Below are 13,256 nucleotides of genomic sequence, written 5' to 3' on the forward strand. Positions count from 1 at the left end.
AATTATTTAATCTCATCCATAGAGCGTAAGTTTTTAACGGCAATACGCTCAGCATTCTTACGGTCACGTTCTGGCATCATCTTTGGCTTATATACTGGCTGAAGATCATCACCGATCACGGCAGAAAGCGGGCGTCGCTCTAATTGAATCTGGTCTTGTAAAAGCATTAAAGCTTGAATTAATGCTTCAGGACGAGGCGGACAACCTGGGACGTACACGTCAACAGGAATAATTTTGTCTACACCTTGTACTACTGAATAGATGTCGTACATACCTCCAGAGTTTGCACAAGCACCCATCGAAATGACCCATTTAGGCTCTAACATCTGTTCATACAGACGCTGAATAACTGGTGCCATTTTTACGAAACAGGTACCTGCAACAATCATCAAGTCAGCCTGACGAGGTGAAGCACGGATAACCTCTGCACCGAAACGTGACAAGTCATGCACACCGGTTAAGGTCGTTGCATATTCGACGTAACAACATGAGGTACCAAAGTTAAATGGCCACAAAGAGTTTTTACGTCCCCAGTTTACTGCTGTATGCAAGACATCCTCTAAACGAGTCATGAATACGTTTTTATTCACTTCCTCTTCAAGCGGATCCGTCACAATTTGACGTTCTTGCAATGGGTATTGATCAGCATCCGGATTCGCGCGGGTCAGAGTATATTTCATCCCGACTTACTCCTTTTCAGATGACAATGCAGGTGTAGTTTTTGACTTAACACGACCTGATGATTGAGCTGGAATCTGGCCTGTAGGGTCAGTTACGAGCTCTTCAATAGAATTAAAGCGTGTAATTTCAGCAATGTTCATTGTTGGTGAACCGATTTTAACCGCCTCACCTGCTGATTTACGGCGATCTGCTGGTGACCAACTTAAAGCACCTACAGAGAAGGCATAAACAAGCGCAATCAATAAATCAACGACAAAGATCACTACAGTGGTATATCCCAACCACCCTACTTCACGCACAGAAGTAGACCATGCATAGAGGTAAAGTGCCTCTAAGTCGAAGACAACAAAGAAAATTGCAACTAAATAGAACTTTGCAGACAGGCGAATGCGAGCGCCACCAGCACTCACGACACCTGATTCAAACTGCTCTTGCTTAGCACGTCCCCACGATTTTCCCCCGAGGAGTAAGGGAACTGTGAGCATAAAGACGCAAAGAAATGTAACGCCGATCACGAAGGCGATAATCGCCCAGTCGTATGGAGTAATGGCACTCATGCGGGGATAACTCCTGGCAGGCCTATTATTTAACAAAGAATGTATGTATTGGCCTTCAAATACACCAAACACAAAATTAATCCCGCCAATTGTACCTGATTTCTAATTTCCCATGCTAGTTGAAGCGTCTTAGTCTTTCGGATGATTTTCTAGACAAAACTATTCTTCTATGTGTTGTAAGGGGGGTTTCACCGCACATAATCGGTTTATTTAATTGTTTCTTTATTTATGATGATTTTTTTCATTTTTTAATTTTAGAATATTTACACAGTTGAAGCGCTTATTAACTTTTTATAACTTACTTTTTTATAATATTAGTTTGTTTTTTATTGTATTCAGCTTCTCCTCTGAATTATGATGAATGTTTAATCATGCATAATATTTTATTACTCTTGGATAAGAGTATTTATCATTAAGGGCAGCTGATGCCATACTCACTTCGTGAATTTTCATTTCTCTCCTTTTTAAAATTTTTTCTCCTATTTAGCTTCATTATTGCGACATGCTGTTTCATTGGCATCGCATCCCGCCCTTTAAGTTTTCTTGCATTCTTTTGGCCTGCCAATTCGGTTTTGCTCGGGTTGCTTATTCGTTTCCCAATCACACGCCGACCAAGCGCATTTTTAGGTGCCTATCTAGGATATGTGATTGCTGACTTATTTCAGGGCACTCCATTTGCTCTCACACTTGTTTTAACAACATCAAACTTTCTTTATGTTGTTACTACGTTTGCGCTCTATATGTTTTTTAATCAACATATTAAGGCGGCCTATCGCGGTTATTCCTACCTTTTTTTATTTGGATTATGCGGAATAGGTAGCGTAGTAGGTGCATTGTTTGCAGCAACTTTCGTGCCTATGTTTAATACCAAATTTATGATTGGTGGCTTATTGGATGAGTTTGGTTACTGGTTTACTTCAGAACTGCAAAATGCCTTGCTTCTTTTACCTATCATATTGAACATTCCTCAATATAGTCAGGTTAAGCATTACTTTTCAAGAAATCGTGGCCTACAACCAACCGACCTTTTACCTTTTGGCGCTGTGCTTATTTCGATTGCTGCTAGCTATTATGACTCTGGTCCGGGTTCGCTGCTCTACCCGATTGCTGCCCTGATCTGGTGTGCTATTCGCTATAAACCTATTGTTGTTGCACTCATTACTAGCTTTACCAGTGCTTATATTATTTATCATGTCTCTGGACATTACCTTTTGCTCTATCCAAACGAATATTTCAGTAATACGATCTCAATCCGAATTGGGTTAATTATGATGACGATTGCCCCACTTACGGTTTCTAGTATTAGTGTTTTGCATTCAGAGTTAATTCAAAAACTTCAACATGCCATTGCACATGATGAACTAACTTCAAGTCTGACTCGACGCCAGTTTTTACAGTCGGTCAGATTACTTCAAGAAAAAGTACAAAAAGAAAATAAGACCTCAGCTTTTTTCATGCTTGATGTCGACCACTTTAAGCAAGTTAACGACAACTACGGTCATCAAATCGGTGATCGGGCGCTACAAACTTGTGTCACCACGATTCAAAATATTTTACATCCTCATGATTTATTAGGTCGCTTTGGAGGTGAAGAGTTTGCCATTTTTATTGCAGATACCACCAAGGAAAGTGCATTTGAACTGGCTGAACAAATTCGAATTAAAATTAGTCAGCAACCGATTTATATTTATGGAAAATTACCAATTTTTATACAGGTAAGTATTGGGATAAGCTTATATTCCCCATCGTCCCATCGAGCTATTGAAAGTTTATTTAAAGAAGCAGATGACGCTTTATATCAAGCAAAACGCCAAGGACGTAATCGAGTGTTTATCTCTTTATAATATTTTCATTTCATCATCTAGTGTAATGAATTTTATACAATAACCTGTGTTTTGCCATGTATGCTAATAACAGATAATAAGGAGAAAAATGCATGACCCTAGAATATACGCATAAACCAAACTACTACTTGTTTGCACAATTACTGGTGCGACATATAGAAAGCTATATTCACAAACATCCAGATGCCAACAATGCAATTTTTGACTTGCGGGATGTCTATGAAATATTTAGACAGGATTTTGCGTCAACGACAACAAACCTAGAAGGTATTTTGCATATTGCAGATGAATATAAAATAGAAACACTTAATGGAGATCAACCTCTTATTCAAAAATACCAGATTGATGCAAAAAACAATTCGTTACTGATCGATTTTAATTCCGATGCGTTAACCAGCTTAAGAAGCGGAAAACCTATTTTGGAACCAGATGCGACTCAACTATAAATAGATCAATAAAAAAGCACCTTATGAAGGTGCTTTTTTATTGGCTTTTAAAGGAGGCTGTTTAAAGCGTTTTGCTGGCCATGTCATGATAAAACGAGCGCCACCCAAGGTTGGGCTTTCATCCACTTTAATTTCACCGCCAAACCAATAGGCAATACGGCTTACGATAGACAATCCTAAACCATAACCACCCGACGCACGTGTACGGCTATCGTCTAGACGGGCAAAAGCTTCAAATACTCTTTTACGGTCTTGTTCAGGAATACCTGCACCATCATCTTCAACACAAACAAAGGCCATGCCATCGCTGTGGATACCACCGGTAATCCGAACTTTATTATCGCAATAACGAACCGCATTACCCACCAAGTTTTGAACAACACGATGTAAGTAACGACGCTCAGCATCTACTTTTACATAAAGTGGAGGAGCAACAAGTTCAATTTCTTTTTGCGTTTTTAAGGCTTCGGTTTCCACCGCAACCTGATCTAACACATCAAATAAAGTAATTTCATCAAAATCTAGTGAAGGTGTACCCTGCTCTAGTTTTGCATAAGTCATGATTTCATCAATTAAAGTATTGAGTGCTTCAATATCTTTATCAATCATGTCGACCTGATGCATACGATGATTGTAATCATCTTCTTCCGCCAACATCTCTGTACCAAAGCGAATACGGGCAACAGGCGTTCTAAGCTCATGAGATACCGCTCTCATTAACTCACGCTGAGCCTCGATTAAACGCTGAATATGATCAGACATGTTGTTATAACTTGATGCCAAGTTTGCCATTTCGTCGCTTCCTTCAATAGGAACACGCAATGACAAATCACCAGACTTCATACGATTTAATGCATAACGTACTTGGCGAATTTTACGCTCTAGCGGCAAGATCAACCCATAGACACCTAGACTCAGCAAAAATAAGCTAAATAAAGTAATCCCTGCTGAAAGTTGCAAAGGCATCCAGTTAAACATCGGAACTGGTCCAAGCACGAGAACCCGTGTAGGCTGATTCGGAATTGGAGAGACGATTGAAATGGTTGTACCGCGTACTGTCGCACTGTCTTTGTACAACATGACGCTTTGGTCTTGGCGTAAACGACCAATTTGTTCGGAGTCTAGATTAATATCTTGAATATTGTAGATATTAATTGGGTAAGAGAAATGTTTTTGAATCTTGGCAAGATATTCTTGTTCTTGCCCCGGATAAAACATTAAATAATCCAGTACAAAAATAGGGAGAGCCTTCATTTGGCGCTCAGTAATTTTGTCGACTTTTATAGATAAAAAGTGCTGAGGATCATCACGTAAGCCAATAATGATATAGGCAATACTATTACTGGCATCGTAACGGACAACAGATTTTTGAGCTTCGATTCGTTTTTTCTCGGTACGAGATAACTCAACCTTGCTTGCATCAGTATAGTAAATTGGAAGTTCCAATAGATCTGATGCATCTGAAACCCAGTCTATTTTCTGTTGCTTCCCAGGCTGTCGAGCGACTCCCTCACTAATGACATAAGAAATACCATCGGTTAAAGATTCTCGGTATTCTTGTGCCCGTTGATAATTGATAATTTGTACAAGCAAATAACCAAAGACAGCAACCAAAACAACAAGAATTACCAGTCCCGCATATATTCGCAGGAATATACTGTGTTTAAACACTCGACCAACCTTATAGGAAGTTTATTCAGATCTTATAACCCATTGGTTTCTTTAACGAACAAGTAACCTTTACTACGTACTGTTTTAATACGTTTTGGATTTTCAGGATCATCACCAATTTTTGGACGAATACGTGAAATACGGACGTCGATTGAACGGTCCTGACCATCGTATTCGATACCACGTAAACGTTCGAAGATATCTTCACGCGATAAGATACGACCAGCATTTGATGCAAGCAACCATAATAGATCATATTCTGCACTAGTGAAGTCAACAAGTTCACCATTTAGCGTGACAGAACGACCGCCATTATCAATTACAAGGTCATCGAACTCGATACGCTGTGCAACTTCATCTTCTACAGTTTTATCTGTGCGACGTAATAGTGCACGAATACGCGCTAAAAGAACACGTGGTTGAACCGGTTTAGCAACATAGTCATCTGCGCCCATTTCCAAACCAAGTACCTGATCCATGTCTTCTGTACGTGCAGTCAACATCAGAATCGGTTGATGGTAATGTGGACGAACTTCACGGCAAACTGTTAAGCCATCGGCACCCGGCAACATGACATCCAAGACCACTAGATCTGGTTGTTCACTAATAATACGACGAATTGCACGGTTACCATCAGTTTCTACACCAACTTCCAAGCCGTTGCGAATTAAATATTCTTGAGTTAATCGCGCTAAGCGCTCGTCATCTTCAACGATCAGAATCTTTGGTAACTTTTCTTCTTGGCTCATATCATTGCCCCTATAAATCTCGTTTCATGCATCTTAAAAATCTTGCAGATACATTCGTTTATCATTTGCAATATACACACGTTTACATTGTAAACAAGTAGGCGTTCACCAAACTGATACATGACCATCGTATTTTGTTGCATTTTATTAGCCTTTGAATTTTCACGTGTTTTTAAGATTTATTTATTGTTATTAAATTTCATATTCTATTCATATTTCCAATGTATGAATATTAAACAAATTATTTCTCTGTTTAGTTTAAATTTATTTAAGTGTTTGTTTTTTGAGTTATCCACAAAGTTATCTATAAGTGTTTTTTAACAGCTTTGCTATGCTATCTCCCATCAAATCATACAGATAAAAAATTACTAAAAAGTCAAGATTGATCTGCTATGAAAAATCCCGTATCTTGTGTTGAAAATAAACTTTAACTACTAAGTCTTGTGTTTATCCCTCAAATATCGTGGCATGTTTTTTGCTCGGTTCAAACGGTCTATGAACATAACAAAAGTGACAATGGAGCTATGCTGGCATGAGCGTAATTACTTCGACTCCCGGTCAAATTCAGGTGATTAAGCGCACTGGAGATGTTGCTGCATTTGATGCAGAGAAAATTTCAGTTGCGATTGGTAAAGCTTTTCTTGCTGTGGAAGGTCAACAGAGTTCGGATTCTAGCCGTATTCATGACCGTATTACCCAGTTGACGGAAATGGTCTTAAATACTTTTACTCGCCGTTTACCATCGGGCGGTACGATCCATATTGAAGAAATTCAAGATCAAGTAGAACTTGCTTTAATGCGTACTGGGGAACAAAAAGTTGCCCGCGCTTATGTGATTTACCGTGAACAACGTGCTAGCGCTCGTCAGCAAACGAACTCAAACCACCACCCTACTTTACAAGTTACCGACAAAAACGGTCAACTTCAGCCACTTGATTTAAGTGCATTGCAAGCAACTGTTTCTAAGGCAGCTGAAGGTTTGGAAGGTATTGACGTTCAAGCCATTGTGGATGAAACCGTTAAAAACTTATATAACGGCGTAAAAGAAAGTGATATTGCCACTACAATGATGATGGCAACACGTACCCGTATTGAACAAGAACCTAACTACACTTATGTGACTGCACGTTTGCTTTGTAACGAGTTAGTAGGTACAGGTTTAGCATTCTTAGGTTTATCAACAGACACACCTGAAAACAATGCACTTGAAGCATTCTTGAAAAAAGGTGTTGAGCTTGATTTGCTTTCACCTGACTTGCTTGACTTCGACTTAGAAAAATTATCAGCAGCAATTCAGCCAGAACGTTCTAATCAGTTTACCTATTTAGGCTTACAGACTTTATTTGACCGTTACTTCATTCACTCAAACGGCGTTCGCTTCGAATTACCACAATTATTCTTTATGCGTGTGTCGATGGGTCTTGCACTCAATGAGCAAGATAAAGAAGAGCGTGCAATTGAGTTCTATAACTTATTGTCTAGCTTCGACTACATGGCTTCTACGCCTACCCTGTTTAACTCAGGTACATTACGTCCACAGCTTTCAAGTTGTTACTTAACAACGATTGGTGATGACCTTTATGACATTTATGGTGCAATGCGTGACAACGCGATGCTTTCTAAATGGGCTGGCGGTTTAGGTAATGACTGGACACCTGTGCGTGCCTTGAACTCTTATATTAAAGGTACTAACGGTAAGTCTCAGGGTGTTGTTCCATTCTTGAAAGTTGCGAACGATACAGCTGTTGCAGTAAACCAAGGTGGTAAGCGTAAAGGTGCTGTGTGTGCATACCTAGAAACTTGGCACTTAGATATCGAAGAGTTCTTAGAGCTTCGTAAAAACACAGGTGATGACCGTCGCCGTACTCACGACATGAACACTGCGAACTGGGTTCCAGACTTGTTTATGCAACGTGTATTTGAAGATGGTGAATGGACATTATTTACTCCTTCTGAAACTCCAGACTTGCACGACTTAACTGGTGCTGAATTTGCTGAGCGTTATGCTTACTATGAGTCTGTAGCGAAAGAAACTAACATGCTACACAAGAAAGTACGTGCTAAAGACTTATGGCGCAAAATGCTTTCTATGTTGTTTGAAACTGGTCACCCGTGGATCACATTCAAAGATGTATGTAACTTACGTTCACCACAACAACACGTTGGTGTAGTTCACTCATCTAACCTATGTACTGAAATTACCTTGAACACAAATCAAGACGAAATTGCAGTATGTAACTTAGGTTCGATCAACCTTGTACAACACGTTCAAGGTGGTGTGTTAGACCGTGAGAAGTTAGCTCGCACTATTAAAACAGCAGTACGTATGCTCGATAACGTTATCGACATTAACTACTACGCTGTACCACAAGCGAAAAACTCTAACCTGAAACACCGCCCTGTGGGTATGGGTATCATGGGCTTCCAAGATGCTCTATATGAAATGGGTATTGCTTACGGTTCAGACGCTGCTGTTGATTTTGCAGATGAATCAATGGAAGTAATTAGCTACTACGCGATTGAAACTTCAAGCAACTTGGCTGTTGAACGTGGTGCTTACTCAACATTTAAAGGTTCATTGTGGGATCAAGGTATCCTTCCAATCGACTCTTTAGAAATTGTTGCGAAATCTCGTCCAGAGCGCATGTTCGAAGTTGACCGTACTCAACGTTTAGACTGGGACACTTTACGTGCCAAAGTTCAAAAAGACGGTATGCGTAACTCAAACGTGATGGCGATTGCTCCAACTGCAACCATCTCTAACATTTGTGGTGTTTCTCAGTCTATTGAGCCAACATTCCAAAACTTATATGTGAAATCCAACTTGTCTGGTGAGTTCACTGTTATTAACCCATACCTTGTTCGTGCATTAAAAGAACGTGGTCTTTGGGACACAGTAATGGTTAACGACCTTAAACACTTTGAAGGTTCAGTACAAAAAATTGCTCGTATTCCTGAAGAATTAAAAGCAATCTTTGCTACTGCGTTTGAAGTGGATACACGTTGGATCGTTGATGCTGCATCACGTCGTCAAAAATGGATTGATCAAGCTCAGTCGCTTAACCTTTACATCTCTGGTGCAAATGGCAAGAAACTTGACATCACTTACAAGATGGCATGGTTACGTGGTCTTAAGACGACTTATTACCTCCGAGCTTTAGGTGCAACTTCTGCTGAAAAATCTACAATCAACACAGGTGCTTTAAACGCAGTTAAACCTGCAACTGTTGAAGCAGCGGCGGTTGCTGCCCCTGTTGTAGAAGTGAAGAAGCCAGAAGCAGCAGTTGAAGAAGAAGGCTTTACTCAAGCAGCTCCTGTACCAATGGCTTGTTCAATCGACAACCCTGATTGTGAAGCTTGCCAATAACATTCAATAAGATTGCTCTTTTTCACTAAAGAGCAACCTTAAAAGAGGTAAAGATTATGCTTTCTCATCTCAGCCATAACTATATGCTTGGTGTTGGAGTTTTAATCTTTGCCTTTATTTTCTTTTATATGCCGATGGTTTACGCATTTATCACAATACGTAAGCAGCAGCGTAAACAAAATAAGTTGTAGTGAGTAGAGACCAAAGGCCCAAAATTTGGTCATGCATCAATAAAACTTAATTTTGTTTACACATTAAAAGCGTATAGTAGGGACATCTTCGTTTAAGAGATGTCAAATATAGATATATACAACGAAGAGAGAACAAAAATGTCTATCCTTAGTTGGGACGATTTTGAAGATGATTCGCAAAAACCGACTACACCTGAACACAAGTCTGCGCCCGTCCAATCGGAAAAAGCGTCAGATTCGCAGAATGTATCTACTGCGCAGCCATCATCGTCGAGCGTGGCAGCTCCACAATCCGCTGGAACCCATTCCGTGCGACCAACAGTTGCCTCCGATACAGTGGCTAGAGCTGCTCAAGCCTTAGAACACTTAGACGTTGCCCCTGGCCTTGAAGAGCTAGAAATGGGTGCTCAACGTGTTCAAGTTGACGACAAAGCCATGATTAACTGTCGTGCGGACTTGAACCAACTTGTTCCATTTAAATATGAATGGGCTTGGCAGAAATATCTTGACGGGTGTGCAAACCACTGGATGCCTCAAGAAGTTAACATGAACCATGACATCGCGCTTTGGAAGTCTGAAAATGGCTTGACCGAAGATGAGCGTACTATTGTTATGCGTTCTTTAGGTTTCTTCTCGACTGCGGACTCTTTGGTTGCAAACAACTTGGTATTGGCGATTTACCGTCACATTACTAACCCTGAATGCCGTCAATACATCTTGCGTCAAGCGTTTGAAGAAGCGATTCACACTCACGCTTACCAATACTGTATCGAATCTTTAGGTATGGACGAAGGCGAAGTCTTCAACATGTACCGTGAAGTTCCATCTGTTGCACGTAAAGCAGCTTGGGGCTTGAAATATACTCAATCTTTAACTGACCCTAATTTCCACACAGGTACGCCTGAAAACGACCAACGCTTACTTCGTAACTTGATCGCATTCTACTGTGTTCTTGAAGGGATCTTCTTCTACTGTGGCTTTACTCAAATTTTGAGTATGGGTCGTCGTAACAAGATGAACGGTGTTGCTGAGCAATTCCAATACATCTTACGTGATGAATCTATGCACTTGAACTTTGGTATCGACATGATTAACCAAATCAAGATTGAGAACCCTCACCTTTGGACTGCTGAGTTCCAACAAGAAGTGGTTCAAATGATTGTTGAAGGTACGATGCTTGAAATCGAATATGCACGTGACACGATGCCACGCGGTGTATTGGGTATGAACGCAAGCATGATGGAAGAATATTTGAAATTCATCTGTAACCGCCGTTTATCTCAGTTAGGTTTACCAGAGCAATTTGCTGGTGTAACGAATCCATTTGCGTGGATGTCTGAGATGATGGACTTACGTAAAGAGAAGAACTTCTTCGAAACTCGCGTAACTGACTACCAAACTGGTGGTGCGTTAAGCTGGTAAGTCTAACTTATCTAATCAAAAGAGCCGCTCTACTCGAGTGGCTTTTTTATTACAGAGGTCATTTAGATCTGAACTCGTTTTAACAATAAATATAAATCAATAAAACGACATCTATTGTCGTAATAGGATCATTTGCCTATGTTCTTAGTAACGCTCTTTTTTAATCTTAATTCATTTTAACCCTTAACTAAAAATTACTGAAAGCACCTATGAAAGAAATTCTACCTATTGGAACCCCAACACTGCCATTCTCGGAACTTGAATCACAAAAATTCGAAATATTATGTACCGAAATACTAAAGAGAGATCCAACCTTTATAGATGTCCATCATATTTTAGGGAAAGGAAGGCAACAAGATGGAATTGATATTTGTGCAAAATATAAAGATGAATCTTTTGGACTTATTGCAATAGAATGTAAATGCTGGAAAAATTACAATTCTACAGAATTGAAATTAACACTTAACAAATTCATAAAAGAAAATGAAATTAAAGGAAATATAAAAACTTATCTATTAATATTTTCTCAAGACTCAATACCTATTAACCTTGAGAAAAAAATTCGAGATTACCAAGATATATTCAAAAAAAATTATAATATTGAACTAGAAACATGGACAGGAATAGATCTTACACGTAAATGTCAATCGCATCCAGATCTTATGAAAAAGTACTTTCCTACCGCTATTTCTGACATGTTCGAATGTAAATGGATGGCTAACGTAAACTTTATAGAAAACCTACATAAAGCTTTGTTAAATCAAGATCCTAAGATCAGAGATCTAGGAGAAAGTTTATTAGATCATTCATTTGTTAATCCAGAAAGTTTGGAAAGCAAATATATTCATGGAAATCATTTTACATATAAGAATAAATGGGTAGAAATTTCTGCAATTTTACCTACTCCAAACTATTTTGGGTCAGCAGCAATTACAATTACCGCACATGATACCCATGGAACTATAATAACACTGGATAATAAATGGCTTCTTGAAAACTTCTTAGGTAACAATGGTCAACCCATCAATTCCAAGTATCGACCTTTTTATCAAGGTGGAGTATATCAAAAAGGGGATCAACATATTATTGACTTTAAAAATTGTAGATTTCACTTACCATTAGAAGCTGTAGAAGAAATTTCAAAAGCAGCAGATATATTGACACATTACTATATAACTGCTTTTGAAAATATTGAAAAACTATGGAATGCCAAATATTTTCCCTTTATATCTGAATATAAGAGTGAAATACAGATAGGTCTATGTGCTATTGATACAGAGATGTGGGAACAAATCCAAGAATTTATACATGCACATGATATTGATAAAGGTAATTCAGAGTGGCATATTTTTTATGCCCATCATGCTTATTTACAGGTACATAGCTCTAAAAACACAGAAGAATTAAACACTGGATTTCATGGAACTTTTTTTGCTCAGAATATAGATGGTATCAACTTTTCTGATGAAATAACTCTAGTTTGGCAAAAACCCTACAATAATAATGACACTATCTCTGATAAGGATTGGTGGTCATGTGAAAAGGCATACACATGGATTACAGAAAAACTAATTCCCAAAGTCATCGATTGGCAAATTGAAAAGCAACTAAGTAATCCCTTCACAAAAATTATTAGAGGTAAATCTGTTAAAAATAAAATAAAATCATATTGGGATAAATATAAACCTTTTAGAGATATAAGGAAAAAAGCTCTTCTTGACTTTAATCATTTTAGAGAATTGAAATTAAATGATATCATTTCTAGATTACAGTCTTTTTATATCAGTTCAGAAAGTAATCGCGCATATTTTGATAAAAAAGAAATATCGCATTTATATAGTGCACTTATTTCTTTAATTCGTCATGGTCGAGGCCATTTGCCTTACCTTAATTCTAAATTATGTTTCGGAAGTACGGATTGCAGCAACATCAATGAATTAATTGATTATCTTAATAAAAAAATAGAATTTGAAAATTTCCTCATGAATAATAATGAAATTGAACTAATATTTCGAAGTATGCTTGAAGCAATTAAGGATACAGATGATTGGTTGACTCATCAGCAAAAAGAAGAAATCTATTCAGCATTACAACCTTTCATGAGCTTCTATGATTATACTAATGCTATTAAAAGATATTCTGAATTCTAATAGTTTGAAATGAGAAAAGTTTTGTCGGTTCCAATAAAAATGACAAATATTGTGTCGTTAATGATATAAAATATCATTAACGACACAACTTATTGATATATTATTAAAAATTAAAATTATTAAGTTATTCAACAGCACGATATAAGTGCTGTAAAAAAGGGTTGCTAATAGCAGCCCT

At 38.3% G+C, this 13,256-nt stretch carries 11 protein-coding genes; 6 read left to right on the plus strand and 5 right to left on the minus strand.

The features are described 5' to 3' along the window. Positions 1–2: 2 nt before the first annotated feature. Positions 3–680 (minus strand): NADH-quinone oxidoreductase subunit B, encoded by a 678-nt coding sequence (locus AAC388_RS14665; RefSeq protein WP_002120034.1) that lies wholly within the window; start codon positions 678–680, stop codon positions 3–5. Between the two features lie 6 nt (positions 681–686). Beyond that, positions 687–1,238, minus strand: a complete 552-nt coding sequence (gene ndhC / locus AAC388_RS14670) for an NADH-quinone oxidoreductase subunit A (RefSeq protein WP_002120061.1) — start codon at positions 1,236–1,238, stop codon at positions 687–689. A gap of 425 nt (positions 1,239–1,663) precedes the next feature. Between ndhC and AAC388_RS14675 the strand changes: the two genes are divergently transcribed. Both AAC388_RS14675 and AAC388_RS14680 read left to right on the plus strand, forming a co-directional pair. Next, entirely contained in the window at positions 1,664–3,082 is a 1,419-nt protein-coding gene (locus AAC388_RS14675; protein WP_104075500.1) for a sensor domain-containing diguanylate cyclase, read from the plus strand. Between the two features lie 92 nt (positions 3,083–3,174). Beyond that, the gene (locus AAC388_RS14680; RefSeq protein WP_002120022.1) at positions 3,175–3,528 is read left to right on the plus strand and encodes a hypothetical protein; all 354 of its coding nucleotides are present in this window, start codon (positions 3,175–3,177) and stop codon (positions 3,526–3,528) included. A 21-nt stretch (positions 3,529–3,549) separates the two neighbouring features. Here AAC388_RS14680 and bfmS read toward each other — a convergent pair whose 3' ends face one another. From bfmS to AAC388_RS14695, 3 genes are read right to left on the minus strand one after another with little or no spacing between them, the layout of a single operon-like run. Continuing rightward, on the minus strand, positions 3,550–5,199 hold the full coding sequence (gene bfmS / locus AAC388_RS14685) for a sensor histidine kinase BfmS (RefSeq protein WP_002120020.1): 1,650 nt from the start codon (positions 5,197–5,199) through the stop codon (positions 3,550–3,552). Positions 5,200–5,231: 32 nt separating this feature from the next. Beyond that, the gene (gene bfmR / locus AAC388_RS14690; protein ID WP_000076440.1) at positions 5,232–5,948 is read right to left on the minus strand and encodes a response regulator transcription factor BfmR; all 717 of its coding nucleotides are present in this window, start codon (positions 5,946–5,948) and stop codon (positions 5,232–5,234) included. Next, on the minus strand, positions 5,945–6,127 hold the full coding sequence (locus AAC388_RS14695; RefSeq protein ID WP_031944149.1) for a hypothetical protein: 183 nt from the start codon (positions 6,125–6,127) through the stop codon (positions 5,945–5,947). The genes bfmR and AAC388_RS14695 overlap by 4 nt, the downstream gene beginning before the upstream one ends. A gap of 353 nt (positions 6,128–6,480) precedes the next feature. Here AAC388_RS14695 and AAC388_RS14700 point away from each other — a divergent pair, with 353 nt between their 5' ends. The 4 genes from AAC388_RS14700 to AAC388_RS14715 all read left to right on the plus strand — a co-directional run bounded on the left by AAC388_RS14700 (position 6,481) and on the right by AAC388_RS14715 (position 13,078). Next, on the plus strand, positions 6,481–9,315 hold the full coding sequence (locus AAC388_RS14700; RefSeq protein ID WP_342370856.1) for a ribonucleoside-diphosphate reductase subunit alpha: 2,835 nt from the start codon (positions 6,481–6,483) through the stop codon (positions 9,313–9,315). A 56-nt stretch (positions 9,316–9,371) separates the two neighbouring features. After that, entirely contained in the window at positions 9,372–9,506 is a 135-nt protein-coding gene (locus AAC388_RS14705) for a hypothetical protein (protein WP_002120013.1), read from the plus strand. A gap of 138 nt (positions 9,507–9,644) precedes the next feature. Beyond that, positions 9,645–10,928: a ribonucleotide-diphosphate reductase subunit beta gene (locus AAC388_RS14710; RefSeq protein WP_032042147.1), complete on the plus strand. Its 1,284-nt coding sequence runs from the start codon at positions 9,645–9,647 to the stop codon at positions 10,926–10,928. A 209-nt stretch (positions 10,929–11,137) separates the two neighbouring features. Further along, the gene (locus tag AAC388_RS14715; RefSeq protein ID WP_068565972.1) at positions 11,138–13,078 is read left to right on the plus strand and encodes a restriction endonuclease; all 1,941 of its coding nucleotides are present in this window, start codon (positions 11,138–11,140) and stop codon (positions 13,076–13,078) included. Positions 13,079–13,256: the final 178 nt, after the last annotated feature.

The sequence above is a fragment of the Acinetobacter sp. D009 genome, assembly GCF_038562025.1.
Lineage (GTDB): Bacteria > Pseudomonadota > Gammaproteobacteria > Pseudomonadales > Moraxellaceae > Acinetobacter > Acinetobacter pittii.

Excerpts from the sequence above, each read along its gene's own strand:
- AAC388_RS14710 (WP_032042147.1), top strand. The coding sequence starts at position 9,645 with ATGTCTATCCTTAGTTGGGACGATTTTGAAGATGATTCGCAAAAACCG.
- ndhC (WP_002120061.1), bottom strand. The coding sequence starts at position 1,238 with ATGAGTGCCATTACTCCATACGACTGGGCGATTATCGCCTTCGTGATC.
- AAC388_RS14665 (WP_002120034.1), bottom strand. The coding sequence starts at position 680 with ATGAAATATACTCTGACCCGCGCGAATCCGGATGCTGATCAATACCCA.
- bfmR (WP_000076440.1), bottom strand. The coding sequence starts at position 5,948 with ATGAGCCAAGAAGAAAAGTTACCAAAGATTCTGATCGTTGAAGATGAC.
- AAC388_RS14675 (WP_104075500.1), top strand. The coding sequence starts at position 1,664 with ATGCCATACTCACTTCGTGAATTTTCATTTCTCTCCTTTTTAAAATTT.
- AAC388_RS14700 (WP_342370856.1), top strand. The coding sequence starts at position 6,481 with ATGAGCGTAATTACTTCGACTCCCGGTCAAATTCAGGTGATTAAGCGC.
- AAC388_RS14705 (WP_002120013.1), top strand. The coding sequence starts at position 9,372 with ATGCTTTCTCATCTCAGCCATAACTATATGCTTGGTGTTGGAGTTTTA.
- AAC388_RS14680 (WP_002120022.1), top strand. The coding sequence starts at position 3,175 with ATGACCCTAGAATATACGCATAAACCAAACTACTACTTGTTTGCACAA.
- AAC388_RS14715 (WP_068565972.1), top strand. The coding sequence starts at position 11,138 with ATGAAAGAAATTCTACCTATTGGAACCCCAACACTGCCATTCTCGGAA.